Raw genomic sequence first — 20,515 nt, forward strand, 5'->3', positions numbered from 1 at the left:
ATAGCTTGACGGTCGATAGCGATCAAATTACGTTAAGCGTAACTGGATTACGATAAAAACAACTTGCACACAGAGGACGCTCCATGAACCTCGAGTACCTGTCGGGCTTCGGCAATGAATTCGCCAGCGAAGCCCTGCCCGGCGCCTTGCCGGTCGGCCAGAATTCCCCGCAAAAAGCGCCCTACGGGCTGTACACCGAACTGTTCTCCGGCACCGCGTTTACCATGGCGCGCAGCGAAGCCCGGCGTACCTGGCTGTACCGTATCCAGCCGTCGGCCAACCACCCGGCGTTCGTCAAGCTCGAGCGGCAATTGGCCGGTGGGCCGTTGGGGGCGGTGACACCTAACCGACTGCGTTGGAACCCGCTGGACATGCCGAGCGAGCCGACCGACTTTATCGATGGCCTCGTCGGCATGGTTGCCAATTCGGCGTCGGAAAAACCCTCGGGCATCAGCATCTATCACTACCGCGCCAACCGTACGATGGAGCGCGTGTTCTTCAACGCCGATGGCGAGTGGTTGATTGTCCCGCAGCAAGGTCGCCTGCGCATCGCCACCGAACTGGGTGTGCTGGACGTGGAACCCTTGGAAATCGTCGTGCTGCCGCGCGGGCTCAAATTCCGCGTCGAACTGCTGGATGCGCAAGCGCGCGGTTATGTCGCCGAAAACCATGGCGCCTCGCTGCGCCTGCCGGACCTGGGCCCCATCGGCAGCAACGGCCTGGCCAACCCGCGCGACTTCCTCACGCCGGTCGCTCATTACGAGGACCTGAAGCAGCCTACGACCCTGGTACAGAAATTCCTCGGCGAGTTGTGGGCCTGCGAGCTGGATCATTCGCCGCTCAATGTGGTGGCCTGGCACGGCAATAACGTGCCGTACAAATACGACCTTCGCCGCTTCAATACGATCGGTACGGTGAGTTTCGATCACCCGGACCCGTCGATCTTCACCGTACTGACCTCGCCGACCAGCACCCATGGCCTGGCCAACCTTGATTTCGTGATCTTCCCGCCACGCTGGATGGTGGCCGAGAACACCTTCCGGCCGCCGTGGTTCCACCGCAACCTGATGAACGAATACATGGGCCTGATCCAGGGCGCCTACGATGCCAAGGCCGAAGGCTTCCTGCCCGGCGGTGCGTCGCTGCACGGTTGCATGAGCGCCCACGGCCCGGACGGCGAGACCTGCACCAAGGCCATCAATGTCGAGCTGGCGCCGCACAAGATCGATAACACCATGGCCTTCATGTTCGAGACCAGCCAAGTACTGCGTCCCACCCAGTTCGCCCTTGACTGCCCGCAACTGCAACCTGCCTATGACGCGTGCTGGGCCGCGCTGCCCGTCACCTTCAACCCGAACCGGAGATAACCCATGACGCAACAGACGCTAGCCCGCAGCTGGGTGGCTTCGGCCAACGGTCACCCTGATTTCCCGCTGCAAAACCTGCCGCTGGGTATCTTCAGCATCAACGGCTCGGCGCCGCGCAGTGGCGTGGCGATTGGCGATTGCATCTTCGACCTGCTGGCGGCGCTGGACCTGTTTGACGGCGAGGCCCGCCGCGCCGTTGAAGCGACTGCCGGTGGCCAGCTGAATGCCTTTTTCGAACTGGGCCGTGGTCCGCGCGTGGCCTTGCGTGAACGCCTGCTGCAATTGCTGGCCGAGGGCAGCTCGTTGCAAGCCCGAGAGGCGCAGGTGCTGCACCGCGCTGCCGATTGTCAGATGCACGTGCCGGCGCGGATCAACGACTACACCGATTTCTACGTCGGCATCGAACACGCGCAGAACGTCGGCAAGCTGTTCCGCCCCGACAACCCGTTGCTGCCCAACTACAAATACGTACCGATTGGCTACCACGGCCGCGCGTCGACCATTCGCGCGTCGGGCGCCCAGGTGCGTCGCCCTAAAGGCCAGACACTGCCCGCCGGCCAGGCCGAACCGACCTTCGGCCCGTGTGCGCGTCTGGATTACGAATTGGAACTGGGGATCTGGATCGGCCAGGGCAATGCCATGGGCGACTCGATCGCCATTGGCGACGCGGCCGAGCATATCGCCGGGTTCTGCCTGCTCAATGACTGGTCGGCTCGCGATATCCAGGCCTGGGAATACCAGCCGCTGGGGCCGTTTTTGTCGAAAAGCTTTATCACCACCATCTCGCCCTGGGTGGTTACGGCCGAAGCGCTGGAGCCGTTCCGCAAGGCCCAACCGGCGCGTCCCGAGGGCGACCCGCAACCGCTGCCATACCTGCTGGACAAACGTGACCAGGCCAACGGCGCGCTGGATATCGAGCTGGAAGTACTGCTGACCACTGCCGCCATGCGCGAACAGAACCTGCCGGCCCATCGCCTGGCACTGAGCAACAGCCTGCATATGTACTGGACCGTGGCGCAACTGGTGGCGCATCACAGCGTCAACGGCTGCCAGTTGCAGGCCGGTGACTTGTTCGGTTCCGGCACGTTATCCGGGCCGCAAGCGGGACAATTCGGCAGCCTGCTGGAGATGACCGAAGGCGGCAAGAAGGTGATCGAATTGCCATCCGGTGAGGTCCGCAGGTTCCTTGAAGACGGCGACGAAATCATCCTGCGCGCGCGCTGCAGTCGTGACGGTTTTGCCTCGATCGGCTTCGGCGAATGCCGGGGTACCGTCATTGCGGCACGCTAAGAGGGCTGGGTGATGGAACTCTATACCTACTATCGCTCCACCGCGTCATACCGGGTACGCATCGCCTTGGCGCTCAAGGGGCTGGACTTTACGGCGGTGCCGGTGAACTTGCTGGTGCCGGCCGGTGGCGCCAACCGTCAGCCGGAGTACCTGGCCATCAATCCGCAAGGCCGTGTGCCGGCTTTGCGTCTCGATGAGGGTGAGTTGCTGATCCAGTCGTCGGCGATCATCGAATACCTGGACGAACGTTATCCACAGGTGCCGTTACTGTCCAAGGACCTGGCTACCCGTGCCCATGAGCGCGCGGTGGCGGCGATCATTGGCTGCGACATTCACCCCTTGCACAACTCCAGTACCCAGAACCTGCTGCGCCAGTGGGGGCATGATGAGGCGAAGGTGCTGGAGTGGATCGGCCATTGGATCAGCCAGGGGCTGGGCGCGGTGGAGCAGTTGATTGGCGACACAGGGTTTTGCTTTGGCGAACCGCCGGGGCTGGCGGATGCGTTCCTGATACCGCAGTTGTATGCGGCGCAGCGCTTCAAGGTGCCGTTGGCGGCGTATCCGCGTATTGGGCGGGTGGCGGAGTTGGCGGCGCAGCATCCGGCGTTCATCCAGGCGCACCCCGCCAACCAACCGGACACCCCATAACGCTCAAGGCTTGCATTGAACAAAATGTGGGAGGGAGCAAGTCGCGGCGCCCCTCCCACATTGGATTTTCGCCACCTACCCATAAAAATAAACAGGTACCTTGCGATGCACACTCAGATTGCCAGCTTTCGCGCGGCACTCGATGCCCGTCCGGTATCGCGCTATCAGTGGTTGATCCTCCTGTTGCTGGCGCTGCTGCTGGTGACCGATGGCTATGATGCCCAGGTGCTGGGCTATGTGGTGCCGGCGCTGGCCAAGGACTGGGGCCTGGAAAAAGCCGCGTTCGGTCCGGTGTTCAGCGCCAACCTGTTGGGGCTTACCTTGGGCTCGCTGCTGGTGACACCCCTGGCCGACCGGTTTGGTGTGCGGCGTATCCTGCTGGGCTGTGTGTTGATCTACGCCAGCCTCACTGTGCTGATGGTGTTCGCCCACTCGCTGACCTCGTTGATGGCCGCACGATTTATCTGTGGCATTGGCATGGGCGGCGCGATGCCCAGTGCCATGGCATTGATGTCGGATTATTCGCCGCCACGCCTGCGCACCTTGATGGTGACCCTGGCGGCGTGCGGGTTCTCATTCGGTGGCGCGGCGGGTGGGTTTGTGGCGGCGGGATTTATCGACCGCTTTGGTTGGCAGGCAGTATTTCTGGCGGGCGGCGTTACACCGTTGCTGTTGTTTCCGTTCCTGGCGTGGCTGCTGCCTGAGTCGTTGCCGCGTCTGTTGCGCGACGCACCGCCGTATCTGCGATTGCGCAAAGTCACTTCGCGCCTGTTGCCCGATTGGCAACCGCCACTGGTGAGCGCGGCACAAAACACGCCGCGGCTGGGCAGCAAGCTGACGGTGGTGGAGCTGTTTCGCAACGGCTATGCACGCCCGACCTTGCTGATCTGGTCGACGTTCTTTGTCAGCCTGATCCTGCTGTATTTCATGATCAGCTGGCTGCCGTCGCTGTTGCTCGAAAGCGGCCTGGCACTCAATGAAGCCAACCTGGTGACCTCGATGTTTCTGTTTGCCGGCACCCTGGGTGCGATCGGCATGGCCTGGTTTGCCGACCGCCTCAAAAGCAAGGTGCGGCTGTTGTCCGGCGTGTTGGCGGCAGCGGCGGTGTGTACGATCCTGCTGGGGCTGAACCACGACAATCGGCACTATCTGGTGGCCTGCGTATTCGCTGCCGGCTTCTGCATCATCGGTGGGCAGTTAACCCTTAATGCCTTCGCCAGCAATTTCTACCCTGCGCATGTGCGCGCCACCGGCACGGGGTGGGCATTGGGTGTGGGCCGCTTCGGCTCAATCCTGGGGCCGTTGTTCGGCAGTCTCTTGCTGGCGATGCATATCCCGGTGCAGCAGATTTTCTTTTTCTGTGCGATTCCGGCGGTCATTGCCGCGCTGCTGATCATCCAGGTGCGCTCGCCGGTGGCCGAGGTGCCAAAGTCGCCGTTGCCCGGTGATATCCTCAGGGCGCCACAGGCCTAATGCACCACTGAATTGGGCGGCAAGTGCCCCAGCCGCTCGGTCAGGCGCAGGCGCTGGATCGGGTCTTCGCTGAGCAACAGCGCGTGTTCCAGGTCGAAACGTTCGGCGTTGGGGCAGTCCAGGCGTTGGTACAGGCTGGCCCGCGCCAGGTAATCGGCGGCGTTGGCGCTGCCCAGTTCCAGCACGCGTTCGGCGTCGATCAGGGCGGCCAATGGGTTGTCGTTGGACAGGTGCAGTTGGCGCAAGTTACGTGACAGCCGTTGCAGGATCGCACGCGGTTCGGCCGTCAGCACATGCTCGGCCTGCAACTTGAGGTGAGGGCCGTATTGGCGCTGCAGCAGCTCGCGGCAATCGTTGGGGTAAAGGCGCCTGCCGCCGCAAGGGTCCAGCAGGTGATCGGCGCCGGGCACCCGCAGCAGGAAATGCCCCGGGAAATTCACGCCGACCATGGGGATGTCCAGGCGTCGCGCCAGCTCCATGGCAATCAACCCCATGGCCAGGGGTTGCCCGCGTTTGCGTTGCAGCACTTTGTCGAGCAGGGCGGCGGCGGGGCGCAGCGGGGTGAAATCATCCTGGGCGAACCCGAGGTCATTCATCCGGCGCAACAACGGTTGGCCCAGCTCATCCGCCGGCAACAGCGGCATGCCCAGGCTGACCTGCTGCTGCAACAAGGCCAATTGCTGCAGGACCAGCTGCGGTTGCACGGCCGGGTCGTGCTCGGCGGCGATCCAGAGCGCGGCTTCGAACAGCGCCGGTGGCGAGCGTTGCAGACAGGCGAAAAAGGCTTGGCGGGACTTCATTGCGTTCTCCGACAGATGCCCTCGTTTTAGCCTTGCTGGGAATATTCGTCCAGTGCTGTACGTAATATCCCACTCACTTATGTCGCAAGCCCCATAAAATCTGTCGGCTTATTCCTGCGCGCTTCGAGCAGTTTTCCGCCGCAAGCCTATACTTGGGCCACTACCAGAAGTGATTCGGGAGCTTGACGATGTTTGCGCTCATGCACAGCTCCCGCCTTGAATCGCTGCACCTGAGCATCGATCCGGTTACCGGGCTCAAGGCGGTCATCGCCATTCACAACAGCCGCCTGGGGCCTGCCTTGGGCGGCTGTCGCTATATTGCCTACCCCGACGACGACAGCGCCGTGGCCGATGCCGCGCGCCTGGCCCAGGGCATGAGCTACAAGGCGGCCCTGGCCGGGTTGCCGGTGGGCGGTGGCACGGCGGTGATCCTGCGCCCGCCCCATGTGGAAAGCCGCGCGGCGTTGTTTGAAGCCTTCGGGCGTTGTGTCGAACAACTCAATGGCCGCTACATCACCGCCATCGACAGCGGCACCTCGGTAGCCGACATGGATTGCATCGCCCAGCACACCCGCTTCGTCACCAGCACCACCGCCGCCGGCGACCCTTCGCCCCATGCGGCGATGGGCGTGTTCGCCGGCATCCGTACCACCGCCATGGCGCGCCTGGGCAGCGACAACCTCGAGGGCCTGCGCGTGGCGATCCAGGGCCTGGGCAACGTCGGATACGCCCTGGCCGAACAGCTGCACGCCGCCGGTGCCGAACTGCTGGTCAGCGACATCGACCACGGCAAGGTGCAACTGGCCATGGAACAACTGGGCGCGCACCCCATCGCCAACGACGCCTTGCTCAGCACCCCCTGCGACATCCTTGCGCCCTGCGGCCTGGGCGCGGTGTTCAACCGCACCAGCGTCGGCCAACTGCGCTGCGCCGCCGTGGCCGGTTCCGCCAGCGCGCAACTGACCAACCTGCAAGTGGCCGACCAACTGGAAGGTCGCGGCATCCTCTACGCCCCCGACTATGTGATCAACTCCGGTGGCCTGATCTACGTCGCGCTCAAACACAGCGGCGCCGAACTGCCGACCATCACCGCGCACCTGTCCAACATCGGCAAGCGTCTCACCGAAATCTATGCCCACGCCCAGGCCGAAAAACGCTCCCCCGCACGGGTCGCGGACGAACTCGCAGAGCGTCTGCTCTACCAATGAACAGGCATTAAAAAGGCCCTGGATCCAGTGATTCAGGGCCTGTTCAATTCGGGCTTTATTCCGCCGCTGCGTTGAGCAACTCGGACAACGCGTCCGGCTGACTCTTGAACGCCTTGGCAAATACATCGCGGTTTTTCGCCATGTAGATCCCCGCTTCCTCCACCTGCTGCTCGCTCAGGGACGGCACGGCTTTTTGCAACACTTCTGCCAGCAACTCAGCGAGTTCAAGCATCTTGTCATGACGGTCAGCTTCGGCTTTATCCATGAACAAACGCTCCAGATCTCGGCTGCTGCGGTATACCACTTCGACGGCCATTCACCACCTCACATGCCTTCACGATAGTTGTCTTTTGCTACTACTGTATCGATATACAGCTAAAAGGATATGCCAAACGCCGGGATTTGGATAGTAGGTTTTTAATGTAGTTGGGAAATGGGGGTTTGCTACACCGGAAATTTCTCATATCGCTGGGCTTTATTGTGGTGAGCGAACTTGCTCGCGCTGGGCTGCGCAGCAGCCCCAATTCAGGCGAAGGTGTTTTTCCAGAGAGATCGCGTTGGCAGGGTTTGGGGGCGCTTCGCACCCCAGCGCGAGCAAGCTCGCTCACCACAGGTTAGGCGTTGGTGTTGATCAATCTGTGCCTCATATCACCCTGCCATCATCTTATACCCGCCTCTGGCCTTTTTTCTGCATGCAGAACAACCGTCACGTCCAACCCGCATTATCCGGTCGAACCGACCTAAGGAAGCACCTTCGTGAAAATCAACTGGGCCGAAAAGCTGCGTCAGCAAGTTCATGGGCTGGCCGAGTCGCTGGGCAATCTGTTTGTGGAGACGTTCCACTACCTGGCGCTGTTCGCCATTGGTGCGGTGACCGCCTGGGCGGCGGTGATGGAATTTCTGGGGATGCTGGAGAACGGGCACATCAAGATCGATGACATCTTGCTGCTGTTCATCTATCTGGAATTGGGTGCGATGGTCGGGATTTATTTCAAGACCAACCACATGCCGGTGCGCTTCCTGATCTACGTGGCAATCACCGCGCTCACACGCCTGCTGATCTCCAACGTATCGCACCACAACCCACCGGACCTGGGCATCATCTACCTGTGCGGTGGCATTCTGCTGTTGGCCTTCGCGATTCTGGTAGTGCGCTATGCCTCGTCGTCGTTCCCGTCTGTGAAGGTTGAAGGCCCGCGTCGCAAGGGCGAGGCGAGCCTGGAGACCGAGAAGGGCGAGCTTTAAAGCCCGACGCTGAAGGGCAGGGGACGGCTGGGTGGCCGTTGCAACAGTTTGTGACTGTCGCCATCGGTCATCACCGCCAGGATCTCCATGGCGCTGTGGCCCTGTTCGATGGCGATGCCGAACTGGATGCTCTGCACCAGGCGTTTGAGCCGTTGCGGGTCTTTGCGTTGTTCGGCGCTGATCATGCGCTTGGCCACCACGCCGGTCTCATCGGAGAGGGTGAGCATGATGCTGCCGTCGAGCCGTTGAATGCTCAGGTTGACCCGGTATTTTGGGCTGAAGGTGTCCGTGATGATCTGAAAAGGATTGTCCATGGTGCGTTACCGCCTGATAAGAACATGCAGTCATTGACGACCGGTGTCGGGATTAGTTCGCGTTGCCTGACCACCGGCCAAAGTCCGTTTCCCTCAGAAGCTCTACAGCAAGGGGCGTGCCGTACAGCGATCCGCCTGGCGATGAGCACTCAATGTGGGAGGGGGCTTGCTCCCGATAGCGGTGTATCAGCAATGAATATTGGCCTGTGCGACCGCAATCGGGAGCAAGCTCCCTCCCACATGGGTGCTGCGTTGTGACGAAGGCCGGTGGGCTATTTCAGGGCAACACGAAAAAAACGATCGCAGACAGCGCAGTCAGCACTCCACCCAGCTGACCGCCAGGCCGCCCCGTGACGTTTCTTTGTATTTGTCATGCATGTCGGCGCCGGTGTCGCGCATGGTGCGGATCACCCGGTCGAGGGAAATGAAGTGTTTGCCGTCGCCGCGCAGGGCCATTTGTGTGGCGTTGATCGCCTTGACCGCCGCAATGGCGTTGCGCTCGATGCACGGCACCTGCACCAGGCCGCCGACCGGGTCGCAGGTCAGGCCGAGGTTGTGCTCCAGGCCGATTTCGGCGGCGTTTTCCAGTTGCTCGGGCGTGGCGCCGAGGATCTCCGCCAGCCCGGCGGCGGCCATGGCGCAGGCCGAACCGACTTCGCCCTGGCAGCCCACTTCGGCACCGGAGATGGAGGCGTTTTTCTTGCACAAAATGCCAACGGCGGCTGCGGCCAGGAAGAAATTGACTACATCGTCGTCGCACGCGTCGGCGTTGAACTTCATGTAGTAATGCAGCACCGCCGGGATGATCCCTGCCGCGCCATTGGTCGGCGCGGTGACCATGCGCCCACCGGCGGCGTTCTCTTCGTTGACGGCGAGGGCGAACAGGTTGACCCATTCCATGGCCGACAAGGTCGAGGTGATGACATTGGGTTTGCCGATTTCCAACAGGCTGCGGTGCAATTTCGCCGCGCGCCGTGGTACATCCAGGCCGCCGGGCAAGATGCCTTCATCGCGCAGGCCTTGCTCCACGCATTCGCGCATCACCGACCAGATATGCAGCAGGCCGCTGCGGATGTCCTCCTCGCTGCGCCAGGCGCGTTCGTTGGCCATCATCAGTTCGCAAACGCGCAGGCCGTGTTTATTGCACAGTGCCAGCAGTTCCGCGGCACTGGAAAAGTCGTAGGGCAACTCGACATCGCTGGTCGGCGCGATACCCGACGCGGCTTCGGCCGCTTCGATGATGAAGCCGCCGCCCACCGAGTAGTACGTCTGCTCGCTGAGCAGGCCGCTGTCGCCATAGGCGTGCAGGGACATGGCGTTGGGGTGGTAGGGCAGGCTTTCGTCCAGCAGCAGGAGGTCGGTGTGCCAGTTGAAGGCAATGTCTTGTGTGCCGGCCAGCAACAAGCGGCCGGACTCGCGCAACCGCTGGATGCGTGTGTTGATTGAGGTGGGGTCGACACGGTCCGGCCATTCGCCCATCAGGCCCATCAGACAGGCGCGGTCGGTGGCGTGGCCGACGCCGGTGGCGGATAACGAGCCGTATAGGCGCACTTCGACGCGGACAATATCGCCCAGCAGGTGCTGATCGCTCAGGGCCTGGGCAAAGGTTGCCGCCGCCCGCATGGGGCCGACGGTATGGGAGCTGGACGGGCCGATGCCCACCTTGAATAGATCAAAAACACTGATAGCCATGCTAAACCCTTCCAAGCAATGGAGTAGAAATCGCTGCCATTTTTTGTCGAGCGAGCGCAATTGGCGCGATACTGAGCCGCTGGATCGGCGCTGACCAACGAATTATCCTAAGACACCCTTTAGCAGGACTAAACTCTATGACCCGCCCCCTTCATGGTCAGACTTACGTCTGGCTGCACGTGTTTTCCTGCGCAGCGCGGCATTTGTCATTTACCCGTTGCGCCGAGGAACTGCACATCACACCAGGGGCGGTGAGCCAGCAAATCCGCCAGTTGGAGGAGCGTTTGGGCTTTCGGTTGTTTCATCGGCGGGCCCGCGGCGTGGAACTCAGCGCCGAGGGGCAACGGCTGGCGGCGACGGTGGGAGAGGCTTACGGCAGCATCGATGCCGAGTTGCAGCGGCTCGATGCGGGCATGATCAGCGGCACCTTGCGCCTGCGTTCGATCCCGTCGTTTCTCGGCAAGTGGCTCACCCCACGCTTGCCGCGTTTGCAGCAACGTTTCCCGGATATCCAACTGCGCATGGTCGCCGAGGACAGCAGTATTGCCCTGCACGAGGGCGATTTCGACCTGGCCGTCGACTTGAACGACGGCAGCTACCCCGGCCTGTTATCCACCGCCCTGCTGGATGAGCAGATCTTCCCGGTGTGCGCACCGAGCCTGCTGCGTGGCCGCCCGCCCTTGCATGGTCCGGCCGACCTGGTGCATTTCCCGCTGCTGCACGACATTACCGCCTGGCGTGGGAGTTATGAGTACGCCGAGTGGGAGTTTTACCTTAACGCGATCGGCCACCCCGACGCTGACGTGCGCCGCGGCCACACCTTCAACCGCAACCACCTGACCATCGAAGCCGCCATCGCCGGCATGGGGGTGGCGATTGCACGACGCACCTTGCTGAACGATGAACTGGAGCGCGGCACCTTGATCGTGCCGTTCGGCCTGGCGGTGCCCAACCATAAGCGCTATGTGCTGCTGTATGCGCCGGGCGCGCTGAGTCATCCGGGCGTGCGTGCGGTGCACGACTGGCTGGTGGAGGAAGCGGAGATTTTTCGCGGATTGCATCCCTTGGGAGAGGGGCAATTGTAAGGTCCGCGGGGCGTAAGAAGATGTAACTAACTCCCCACCCTAACAGCGTTTTTGCTTGTCGTCAGGCTTAATTTGTAATGTAGGATTTATCTTTGCAAAGGGGTTGAATTGTTTCTGCAGGTGCTCAATTGTGTAATCAAGAGGTCATGGTTTCACCACCCTGGTGTCGCAGTTGTGACCTCTCGCGAGCTAGCTGAAATAAGGGAAGAACTATGCAAATCCAAGTCAATAGCGATAACCATATTGAAAGCAGCATCCGACTGGAGGAGTGGGTACGTACTACCATTGAGAGCACGCTCGAACGTTATGAAGAAGACCTGACCCGTGTGGAGGTCTATCTGCGGGATGAGAACGGCGACAAGCCCGGTCCCCACGATTTAAGTTGCCGCCTGGAAGCGCGGCCAAAAGGCCATCAGCCGCTGTCGGTATCCGCCAAGGGCGATACCCTGGAACAGGCAATTGACAGTGCGGCAACCAAGCTCGAACACGCTTTGGAGCATCTGTTCGGCAGACTGCAAGGTAAACCTCGCGCTGCCGGGAAGAACCAGCCGATCAACAAAGTGAATGAAGACGCGCTGGAAGAGGAATTCCTGGAAAACGAAAACGCTGTGATCAACGGCTGATCGATTTTTAACCTCCTACAAGCGGGCCTGCAAATGCAGGCCCGTTTTCGTTCAGCGGCCGCCTCGGAAAAAGTGCCGGCTCAGCACTGCCAGGCCGCCAGCCCCCAACCCTGCAAACAACATCGCCCAACCGGCGCCATGTCGCAGTGCCGCCCGGGCCTCGTTGAAGGTCAGCCCCGCCGAATCCAGTTTGCCGGCGGCAATGCTTTGGCTGATGGCCGGCCAATCCATGGCGGTGCTGTCGGGTATCACTGCCGCCAGTTGATGGCTGATCCCCAGCAACAGCACCAGGCCCATCAATGCGATGTTGAGCGCCAAGGTAATCAGTCGCGCACTGAGGTCGATGCCCGAGGCCATGCCGGCGCGATCCGCCGACACCGAACCGGTGGTGGTATTGGTGGTGGGCGAATTGGTCAGCGCCAGGCCCACGCCGGCGATCACGCAACTGAGCAGCACCAGGCCGATATTCGGCTGTTCGACCCCGTTGGCCGCCGCCATGGCCAAAAAGCCCACGCCCATCGCGCCCAGTCCCAGGGGAATGATGCGTTCAGCGCCATAGCGTAAGGCCAGGCGCTCGGCCAATGGTGGTACCAGCAAGGTGGGCAAGGTGTAGGCGAGCAGGGCGCCGCCGGTGGTCATCGTGTCGTAGCCCAGGCCCGCCTGGAAGTACAGCGGCAGGTAGATCATGAATGGCCAGAAGCTGAAGTTCATGCCGATCGAACCCATCAACGCGCCGTTGAAGCGCCGGATGCGAAACACCGAAAAATCGAACATGGGGTGCGCGCTGCGCCGCTCAATACAGATGAACAGCAGGAACCCAACCAGCGCCAAACCCGCCCAGGCGAGCATGGTCGGTGTGCCGAAGCCGCGCTCGCTGCCTTGGGTGATGAAGTAAACCAAGGCAAACACCGACAGCGTCAACGTGAGCATCCCCGCGATGTCCAGCCGGTGCGCGGCCGGGTCGCGGGACTCCACCACACTGACGCGCAGCAGCACCAGGGTGAACAGGGTCAGCGGCACATGCACCAGGAACACCCAGCGCCAGTCCGCCACCGCCAGGATCAACGCGCCCACCATCGGCCCGAAGCCCAGGCCCACGCCAGCAATCACGCCCCAGATCGCAAACGCTCGTGCCCGTGCCGCCGGTTCGCGGAACAGGTGCGACAGGATGGCGAACTGGCAAATCATCATGGCACCGCCGCCGATACCCTGGACGAATCGCGCCGCGATCAGCGTGGCGGTCGAGTCGGCCAGCCCGCATGCCAGCGAGGCCAGGGCAAATACCCACAGGCACAGTACCAGCATGCGCCGCCGGCCAAAGCGGTCGGCCAATGTACCCGCCGCCATCAGCACGCTGGTACATGCCAGGGTGTAGGCGTTCATGATCCATTGAGCGTCTTGAAAACCGCTGCCCAGTTGTTGCTCCAGGGTGGGCAGGATCACCGGCACGCTGGAGATTTCCAGGCCAAACATCAGGGCCACCAGGCACACGGCGGTGAGGGCGAGATTATTCCTGGCGGTGCTTGGGGCGCGGGTGACCGATAACGTCGTGGCGGGTGGCATGGGATTCTCCTGTCGATAATGGATCGGTTTATTCTCAGGGGAATCTGGTTCTTTATTTGTGATAAGTTTTCCGCTTATAGGGGAATGCAGGGCGACAAATAACCATGGCTACTCCGCGTTTTGATGGCGTTGAACTCTTTTTACACATTGTCGAAAGCGGCAACCTGACCGAGGCCGCCGAACGGTTGAACCTCACGCGTTCCGCGGTGGGTAAAGGCTTGGCGCGATTGGAGGCGCGGTTGGGCACGTGCCTGTTGCAGCGCTCCACCCGTCGCCAGCGTTTGACCGAAGACGGGCAGGCTTACTACGAACACTGCCTGCGCGCGCTGGCGGAACTCGAGGCGGCCGAATCCGTGCTGGAAAGCGGTCGGCAACAGCCACGCGGGCGTTTGCGGGTGAGCTTGCCGCTGGCTTTCGGGCACCACTATGCGGCACCCGCGCTGTGGAGCTTGATGGATCGCTATCCCGCCTTGGAGATTGAGATTTGCTTCGCTGACCGGTTGGTGGACCTGGCGCAGGAGGGTTTCGACATCGCCGTACGCATCGGCCCGCTGCCCGACACCGACCGCCTGAGCGCGCGGCGCCTGGGTGAACAGTCGGTGTGCCTGGCGGCGGCGCCGGCGTATATGCAGCGCGTCGGCCCGATTGAATCCATCGAAGACCTGGCCACCCATCGCGGCATCGCCTACCGCCACAACACCCCGCACCGTTCCCGCGTAGCTTCGCCGTTGCTGATGGATGATCTGCAGGCGGTGGCCGACGCCGCTATCGCAGGCGTCGGCCTGGCCTGGCTGCCGAGCTGGCTGGTTGCCCACTATGTGCTGCGCGGGCAATTGGAAGCGGTGCTGCCGGGCTACCGCGAGCAGCCGTCACCCATTCATGTGATCTGGCCGACAGCGGCGCATATGCCGGCCAAGACGCGCTGTGCGATCGACGCGTTGGTGGCCGGCACGCCCAGTTGCCTGGCGGGGAGTTGATCAGAACGCAACGGACGTCTGCACATACACCGTACGCGGTTCCCCCACATACTTACCCTTGTTGTTATCGTCAAACGAACGCGTGAAATACTGCTTGTTGAAGATGTTCTTCACCCCCACCGCCACATTCAAATCCGACAATTGCGGGCCGAAGTCATAGGCCGCGCGGCTGCTGAACAGCATGTAGCCGGGGATGCGCCCGTTGGCGCCGTCTGCGCTTTCGGCCTGGGTATTGGCGTTGTCGGCGAACTGGCTGCTTTGGTAGCTGCTGTCGAGGTTGAGTTTCCAGCGGCCTTCGGTGTAGCCCACGCCGAGGGTGCCTTTGTGCTTGGACGAGAAGGGCACGCGGTTGCCTTTGTTCGGGCCGTCTTCGCGGATGGTGGCGTCGACATACGCGTAGGTGGCGTACACATCGAAGCCGGCCAGCGCCGGGCTCAGGCCGTCGAGTGCGTAGTTGACGCTGGTCTCGATGCCCTGGTGGCGGGTTTCGCCACGGGCGATCACCGAGTCGTTGGTCTGGTTGCTTTCGTACTGGTTGTCGAAGTTGATCAGGAATGCGCCGATTTCCGCGCGCAGGCTGCCGTTGTCATAGCGCGTGCCCAGTTCCCAGGTGCGGGCTTTTTCCGGTTTCACTTCGCCGCTGGTCACGCGGTTGGGCATTTGGCTGTACTGCACGCTGCCGAACGAGCCTTCGGTGTTGGCGTAGAGGTTCCAGTCGTCGGTCAGGTGGTACAGCACGTTCAGCGCAGGCAGCGCGGTGTTGTAGTCGCCCTTGTATTTCACATTGGTGAGGTTGTTGGTCTGCTGGGACTCGATCATCTCGTAGCGAATGCCCGGCGTGAGGGTCCATTTGCCGATATCGATGCGGTCGTCGATGAAGAACGCATTGGCTTCGGTGCCGCCACGGGTGTCGCGGTCGTTGCGGCTGTCGGTGCTGGGCAGTTGCTGGTTGTTGGCGGAAATGGGCGTGCGGTAGCGCAGTTCGTGGCCGGCCTCGTTGATGTAGCGATAGCCCACGCCGACTTCATGGCTGGTAGGGCCGAGATCGAAGCCCTGGGCGAAACGGGTTTCCAGGCCGCGTACCCAATATTCACGCGGTGACAGCGAGAGGAATGTGCCCTGGTCCAGGTAGCCGCTGCGCAGGGTCTTGGTGAAGAAACTGTTGACGGTGAACTCGCGCCGGTCCTGCTCATAGCGATAGCCGACGTTGAACATCGTACGGCGGCCCCAGAATTTGTCGTAGGCGCGGGTGGACTGGTACGGGTCGGCCTTGTAGTCCGCCACGTTCAAACCACCGGGCATGTCGGCCTGACCTTCGTAGTACTGCGCCATGGCGTTGAAACTGTTGGCGTCGTCGAGCTGATATTTGCCCTTGAGGATCAGGTCGTCGATGTGTGTATCGCTGCGCTCGCGCCAGTCACCGCCGCGGGTGCCGGAGTACAGAATCGCGCCGCCCAGGCCGTTGTCGGCGGTACCGCCGGCCAGCAGGTTACCGGTGGTCTTGAAGCCGTCGTGGCTGGAGGACGGGCTGGTTTCGGTCTGCAAGCCGCCCTTGACGGTGGGCGCGTCCGGGATCGCACGGGTCACGAAGTTGACCACGCCACCGACGTTCTGCGGGCCGTAGCGCACGGCGCCGCCTCCGCGCACCACGTCCACCGCATCCATGTTGCCCATACTGATCGGCGCGAACGATAGCTGCGGCTGGCCGTATGGCGCGAAGGGCACCGGGATGCCGTCCATCAGCACCGTGGAGCGCGACGCCAGGCGCGGGTTGAGGCCGCGAATGCCGAAGTTCAGCGCCATGTCGTGGCTGCCGGTGCCGTTGTTGTCCGGCGCGTTGACGCCGGGGATGCGGTTGAGCACGTCCTTGGCCTGGGTGGCGCCTTGGCGTTCGAACTCCTCGCGGCGGATCACGTCACGGGCGCCGGGATGTACGAACACATTGGTCTGCGCCGCATCGCCGAGCCAGTCGCCGACCACGCTGGAGGTGGCCAGCTCAACGCTCGTCGGTGCATTGGCCGGTTGCAGGCTGAAGGCGTTGTCGCCTTCGGGCCGGGCTTGCAGGCCGGTGCCTTCCAGCAGTTTCTGCAGGCCGTCGGCGGCGCTGTAATTGCCGGACAAACCACGGCTCTGCAAGCCCGCCGTCACGTCGGAACCGAAGGAAATCAGCACGCCGGCTTCGCGGCCAAACTGGTTCAGCGCAGCCTCAAGCGAGGTCGGGGCGATGTGATAAGGCTTGGCGTCGGCCGCCATCACGCAAGGCAATACCGTGAAACTGAGGCTGGCGCCCAGGAACAGTTGGCGCAAGGTGCGGGCGATAAGGGTCGGCTGCTGGGGCATGAAGGGCGGTCCTGAGAAGGAAGGATCAAGGTGGCTTTCCTTCTCTGTCACGCGAGGCTGGGAAAACGGCTCACTGTTTTTTAAATGGATTCAGACGCGTGCCTGGACGGTCACCCAGTAGCGGGTAAAACGTCGCACTTTTACCGGCAGGCTGACCTCCAGCAGGTCGAGAATGCGTTCGCTGTTATCCAGCGGGTAGCTGCCGGAGATCAGCAGGTTGGCCACCTGCGGGTCGCAATTGAGCTGGCCACGACGGTAACGGCCCAACTCGCCGAGGAAGTCTTCCAGGCGCATATGCGCGGCCACCAGCATGCCGTCGGCCCAGGCGCCGCTGTTGGCCTCGGTGGAGCGCGGCGTGTCCCAGCCTTTAGCGGTGAAATTGACCTGGCGCCTGGCCTCTACCCTGAGCGGCGGGCCGCTGTAATCGTTGGGCATCACCTCGACCTGGCCGGCGAGTGCCGCCAGTTGGGTGTGGTCATTGAACTGGCGCACATTCAGGCGCGCCGCCTGGCTGGTGAGCAGGCCCTGGCCGGTGAGCACCTGCAGTGGCGCGTTGCCGGCGATGCCGCTGAGCATGATCTCGCCTTCGAGAAGGCGGATCAGGCGCTGGCGGCCGTCGAAATGCACATCCACCGCACTGCCGGTATTGAGCTGCAACTGGCTGCCGTCGGCCAATTGCACCTTGCGCCGCTGGCCCACCGGGCTGCGGTAGTCGGCGCTCAGCGGTGGCAGGATATGTTGCTGGCGCAGGCTCCAGGCCGCGGCAGAACCGGCGCCGAGGATGAGCAGCAGCTTGAGCGCCTGGCGCCGGCTGGTGGTGGTCGGCGCATTCAAGGCGGCATGGGCCAGGGGCGAGGGCATGCCGCGCAGACATTGGTTGACGTGCTGGATATGGTCCCAGGCGCGCTGGTGTTCGCTGTGGGCATTCAGCCAGCGCTGCCAGGCTGCGTGCTGGCGCGGGTTGAGTGCGCCTTGCTGCGTTTCCATCAGCCAGCGCACGGCTTGTTCGGCGACCTGGTTCGAGACATTCATAGGGCGAAGTAGCAGCGCAGGGCGGCTTTATGCAGGTGGCGTTTGACGGTGGCGATGGAGATACCCAGTTCGGCGCCGATTTGCGCGTAGGTCAGGCCATCGAGTTGCGCCAGCAGGAAGGCGCGCTTGACCTGGACGGGCAGGCCGTCGAGCAGTTGGTCCAGCTCCACCAGGGTTTGCAGGATGATCGCGCGTTCTTCTTCCGACGGCGCCACGCATTCGGGCATCTGCGCCAGGGCGTCGAGGTAGGCGCGTTCCAGGTCCTGGCGACGGTAGAAGTTGTACAGCACGCGCTTGGCGATTGTGGTGAGGAACGCGCGCGGTTCGATCAACGTGGGAACTTCGCGGGCAGTGAGCACGCGGATGAAGGTGTCCTGCGCCAGGTCGGCGGCGCTTTCCGGGCAGCCGAGTTTGCGTCGCAACCAGCCGGTAAGCCAGTGGTGATGGTTGTTGTACAGGACTTCGACGGTGTGGGACGGGCTCAACAGGAACACTCCACAAGCCTCGACAAGCTTTAGAGAACAAGAATTGTTCGCATTGTAGGGTGCCGGACCAGGTTCGGCAATCCGCTTGGCAGGGTGATTCATCCGTTCTGTTTTGCTTGTGAGAATATTTATCATTAATATTGCGCACTGATCACCCTGGCGCCTCCCGTATGAAAAGCAAACCCTCATTGCCCCTTGCTTATCGCTTCGCCGTCGCCTCGCGTGTGCTGGCCGCGGTCGTCGGCGGCTATCTGATGGCGTCCCTGGCCAGTATCTGCCTGGCATTGTGGCTGCCCGCCTCCCGAGCGGATGCAGTGATCACCGGGATGCTGAGTTCGTTTGCGTACTACCTGTTGGCGGTCTTGTGGTGCTTTGCCTGCCGTACGGCATGGCGCGCCTGGGCTGGCGTCATGTTGCCGAGCGCGGCGTTTGCCACCCTGGCGGGTGTAGGCGTGTGGATGACGCGAGCATGAAAGAGGGATTTCGCCAAGCCATGGCCTGGTTGCACACCTGGGTCGGATTGGTTTTTGGCTGGCTGCTGTTTGCGATTTTCCTGACGGGCACGCTGACCTATTTCAAGCAGGAGATCAGCCATTGGATGCAGCCGGAAGTGCAGGCCTATCCGCGGGACGATGCGCGCAGCCTCAGCGTCGCGCAAAACTACCTGCAACACGTCGCGCCCACCGCCGCGCGCTGGTTCATTATCCTGCCAAATAGCCGCGACCCCGGCCTGTCGGTGATGTGGCAAGACAAGCTCGACCCCGGCAAGCGCGGCAATTTCAGTCGCAAAACCCTCGACCCCGTCAGTGGGCAAGCGGTGGCGGCGCGTGAAAGCAAGGGCGGCGAGTTTTTCTACCGTTTCCACTACGAGTTGCAAATGCCTTACCCCTGGGGGCGCTGGCTTGCCACCGTCGCGGCAATGGCGATGTTCGTGGCACTGATCACCGGCATCATTACCCACAAGAAAATCTTCAAAGACTTTTTCACCTTCCGTCCCCGCAAAGGCCAGCGTTCCTGGCTCGACGGGCATAACGCGGTGGGTGTGCTTGTGCTGCCATTCCACCTGATGATCACCTACAGCAGCCTGGTGATCTTTATGAACATGGTGATGCCGGCGCCGATCCTGGCTGCCTATGAAGGAGATACACGCGCCTTCTTCAGCGAGTTATTCCCCGCCACCGACAACGCACCGGCTCAGGGTGTGCCGGGCAAGTTGCTGGCGCTGCTGCCGATGTACGAGCAGGCGCGGGCGCAGTGGGCGGGCGGAGAAGTCGGGCGTATCGCGGTGAATAACCCGAGTGATGTGAACGCGTCGGTCAATGTGTTCCGCGCCGGTTCCGACAATGTGGTGCATGACTTCGGCAGCGTCGTGCAATTCAACGGCACTACTGGCCAGTTGCTACGGGTCAGCGGTGAACCGTCGCTGCCGACGGTCATCGCCGGCGGGTTCTTCGGTCTGCACATGGGCCATTTCGCCGGCCCGGTGTTGCGCTGGTTGTACTTTATCTGCGGCCTGGCGGGCACGGCGATGATCGGCACCGGGCTGGTGCTCTGGCTGGGCAAGCGCCAGCTCAAGCACGCCAAGACCGCTGTGATGCCGTTCGAGCTGCGGCTGGTGGAAGTGCTGAACGTTGCCAGCATGTCCGGGTTGTTGATCGCCATCGCGGCGTTCTTCTGGGCCAACCGTCTGCTGCCGGTAAGCTTCGCCGAGCGTTCCGGCTGGGAGGTGCAGACCTTTTTTATCGCCTGGGGCCTGAGCCTGTTGCACGCTGTCCTGCGTCGTGGTCGCCAGGCGTGGGTGGAGCAATTGAGCTTCGCTGCGCTGCTGTTTATGGCGGTGCCGCTGCTCAATGCCCTCACCACGCATCAACATCTGGGCGTATCCCTGGCACGGGGCGACTGGGCCATGGCCGGCTTCGACCTGACCTGCCTGGCCAGCGGCGTGTTCCTCGCCTGGGCGGCCTGGAAGATGCAGCACCGCGCGGCGCCGCAGCCCAAGGCGCAACGCATGCCTGCGCTGCAGCTCAAGCAGGAGGCGAACTGAATGTTGCTCGCGCTCTTGATGTGTTATGCCGGGTTCACCGCGTTGTGCCTGACCACAGACCGCCATCACGGTGAACTGCTGCACAGCAAGCCAACGCCGCGTCGGCGCCTGGGGTTGCGTGTGGCGGGAGGGTTGCTGCTGGCCCTTGCGATCGGGCCCGCCGTGAGTGCTACCGGTTGGGCCCAGGGTCTGGTGGAGTGGTGCGCGGTGTTGATGCTCAGCGCACTGCTGCTGGTGCTGTTGTTGCCGTATCGGCCAAGGCTGGCCTTGATCCTCGCGGGTGTCGGCCTGCTGACCAGCCCCGTCGTGGCCTTTGCCGTCCTCTGAGC

General features: G+C 62.4%; 20 protein-coding genes. 12 read left to right on the forward strand and 8 right to left on the reverse strand.

What is annotated here, in order from left to right; genetic code table 11:
• The first annotated feature begins 83 nt into the window (after positions 1-83).
• From hmgA to PSH66_RS05850, 4 genes are all read left to right on the forward strand, one after another.
• Positions 84-1,367, forward strand: a complete 1,284-nt coding sequence (gene hmgA / locus PSH66_RS05835; RefSeq protein WP_305428549.1) for a homogentisate 1,2-dioxygenase — start codon at positions 84-86, stop codon at positions 1,365-1,367.
• A 3-nt stretch (positions 1,368-1,370) separates the two neighbouring features.
• Positions 1,371-2,657: a fumarylacetoacetase gene (gene fahA, locus PSH66_RS05840; RefSeq protein ID WP_305428550.1), complete on the forward strand. Its 1,287-nt coding sequence runs from the start codon at positions 1,371-1,373 to the stop codon at positions 2,655-2,657.
• A gap of 12 nt (positions 2,658-2,669) precedes the next feature.
• Positions 2,670-3,305: a maleylacetoacetate isomerase gene (maiA, locus tag PSH66_RS05845; protein ID WP_003171975.1), complete on the forward strand. Its 636-nt coding sequence runs from the start codon at positions 2,670-2,672 to the stop codon at positions 3,303-3,305.
• Between the two features lie 105 nt (positions 3,306-3,410).
• Entirely contained in the window at positions 3,411-4,778 is a 1,368-nt protein-coding gene (locus PSH66_RS05850; protein WP_305428551.1) for an aromatic acid/H+ symport family MFS transporter, read from the forward strand.
• Here PSH66_RS05850 and PSH66_RS05855 read toward each other — a convergent pair.
• Positions 4,775-5,578, reverse strand: coding sequence for a SirB1 family protein (locus PSH66_RS05855; RefSeq protein WP_003171977.1), 804 nt, complete (start codon positions 5,576-5,578; stop codon positions 4,775-4,777). The two genes, PSH66_RS05850 and PSH66_RS05855, sit on opposite strands and share 4 nt — an antisense overlap.
• 188 nt (positions 5,579-5,766) lie before the next feature.
• On the opposite strand from PSH66_RS05855, the gene PSH66_RS05860 reads away from it, so the two are divergent.
• Positions 5,767-6,786 (forward strand): Glu/Leu/Phe/Val dehydrogenase dimerization domain-containing protein, encoded by a 1,020-nt coding sequence (locus PSH66_RS05860; protein WP_078731687.1) that lies wholly within the window; start codon positions 5,767-5,769, stop codon positions 6,784-6,786.
• Positions 6,787-6,841: 55 nt separating this feature from the next.
• On the opposite strand, the gene PSH66_RS05865 is transcribed toward PSH66_RS05860, so the two are convergent.
• On the reverse strand, positions 6,842-7,102 hold the full coding sequence (locus PSH66_RS05865; protein WP_003171979.1) for a YebG family protein: 261 nt from the start codon (positions 7,100-7,102) through the stop codon (positions 6,842-6,844).
• Between the two features lie 440 nt (positions 7,103-7,542).
• Here PSH66_RS05865 and PSH66_RS05870 point away from each other — a divergent pair, with 440 nt between their 5' ends.
• Entirely contained in the window at positions 7,543-8,031 is a 489-nt protein-coding gene (locus PSH66_RS05870; protein WP_003171980.1) for a phosphate-starvation-inducible protein PsiE, read from the forward strand.
• Here the strand turns inward: PSH66_RS05870 and PSH66_RS05875 are convergent.
• Both PSH66_RS05875 and PSH66_RS05880 read right to left on the reverse strand, forming a co-directional pair.
• The gene (locus PSH66_RS05875) at positions 8,028-8,345 is read right to left on the reverse strand and encodes a DUF3509 domain-containing protein (RefSeq protein ID WP_003171981.1); all 318 of its coding nucleotides are present in this window, start codon (positions 8,343-8,345) and stop codon (positions 8,028-8,030) included. The two genes, PSH66_RS05870 and PSH66_RS05875, sit on opposite strands and share 4 nt — an antisense overlap.
• Positions 8,346-8,660: 315 nt before the next feature.
• Positions 8,661-10,037, reverse strand: a complete 1,377-nt coding sequence (locus tag PSH66_RS05880) for an L-serine ammonia-lyase (protein ID WP_305428552.1) — start codon at positions 10,035-10,037, stop codon at positions 8,661-8,663.
• Between the two features lie 137 nt (positions 10,038-10,174).
• Between PSH66_RS05880 and PSH66_RS05885 the strand changes: the two genes are divergently transcribed.
• A complete protein-coding gene (locus tag PSH66_RS05885) occupies positions 10,175-11,122 on the forward strand; it encodes a LysR substrate-binding domain-containing protein (protein ID WP_003171983.1) in 948 nt (315 codons plus the stop codon).
• Between the two features lie 212 nt (positions 11,123-11,334).
• Entirely contained in the window at positions 11,335-11,745 is a 411-nt protein-coding gene (locus PSH66_RS05890; protein WP_003171985.1) for an HPF/RaiA family ribosome-associated protein, read from the forward strand.
• A gap of 51 nt (positions 11,746-11,796) precedes the next feature.
• Here the strand turns inward: PSH66_RS05890 and PSH66_RS05895 are convergent, their stop codons facing one another.
• The gene (locus PSH66_RS05895; protein WP_305428553.1) at positions 11,797-13,308 is read right to left on the reverse strand and encodes an MFS transporter; all 1,512 of its coding nucleotides are present in this window, start codon (positions 13,306-13,308) and stop codon (positions 11,797-11,799) included.
• Positions 13,309-13,412: 104 nt separating this feature from the next.
• On the opposite strand from PSH66_RS05895, the gene PSH66_RS05900 reads away from it, so the two are divergent.
• Entirely contained in the window at positions 13,413-14,285 is an 873-nt protein-coding gene (locus PSH66_RS05900) for a LysR family transcriptional regulator (RefSeq protein ID WP_003171987.1), read from the forward strand.
• On the opposite strand, the gene fecA is transcribed toward PSH66_RS05900, so the two are convergent.
• From fecA to PSH66_RS05915, 3 genes are all read right to left on the reverse strand, one after another.
• On the reverse strand, positions 14,286-16,625 hold the full coding sequence (gene fecA / locus PSH66_RS05905; RefSeq protein WP_305428554.1) for a TonB-dependent Fe(3+) dicitrate receptor FecA: 2,340 nt from the start codon (positions 16,623-16,625) through the stop codon (positions 14,286-14,288).
• A 90-nt stretch (positions 16,626-16,715) separates the two neighbouring features.
• Positions 16,716-17,657, reverse strand: a complete 942-nt coding sequence (locus PSH66_RS05910) for a FecR domain-containing protein (protein WP_305428555.1) — start codon at positions 17,655-17,657, stop codon at positions 16,716-16,718.
• Positions 17,654-18,142 carry a sigma-70 family RNA polymerase sigma factor gene (locus tag PSH66_RS05915; RefSeq protein WP_042944217.1) on the reverse strand — a complete coding sequence of 163 codons (489 nt, stop codon included), beginning with the start codon at positions 18,140-18,142 and terminating at the stop codon, positions 17,654-17,656. The genes PSH66_RS05910 and PSH66_RS05915 overlap by 4 nt, the downstream gene beginning before the upstream one ends.
• Before the next feature lie 170 nt (positions 18,143-18,312).
• On the opposite strand from PSH66_RS05915, the gene PSH66_RS05920 reads away from it, so the two are divergent.
• Genes PSH66_RS05920 through PSH66_RS05930 form a run of 3 tightly spaced genes read left to right on the forward strand, consistent with a single transcriptional unit; the run spans position 18,313 to position 20,513 of the window.
• Positions 18,313-18,615: a DUF3649 domain-containing protein gene (locus PSH66_RS05920; protein ID WP_042944219.1), complete on the forward strand. Its 303-nt coding sequence runs from the start codon at positions 18,313-18,315 to the stop codon at positions 18,613-18,615.
• Positions 18,612-20,186, forward strand: coding sequence for a PepSY domain-containing protein (locus PSH66_RS05925; protein WP_305428556.1), 1,575 nt, complete (start codon positions 18,612-18,614; stop codon positions 20,184-20,186). Before PSH66_RS05920 ends, PSH66_RS05925 begins: the two co-directional genes overlap by 4 nt.
• Positions 20,187-20,513: a DUF3325 domain-containing protein gene (locus tag PSH66_RS05930; RefSeq protein ID WP_141064070.1), complete on the forward strand. Its 327-nt coding sequence runs from the start codon at positions 20,187-20,189 to the stop codon at positions 20,511-20,513.
• Positions 20,514-20,515 lie beyond the last annotated feature (2 nt).

The organism is Pseudomonas sp. FP597, assembly GCF_030687435.1.
In the GTDB taxonomy this organism is placed as follows: Bacteria; Pseudomonadota; Gammaproteobacteria; order Pseudomonadales; family Pseudomonadaceae; genus Aquipseudomonas; species Aquipseudomonas lactucae.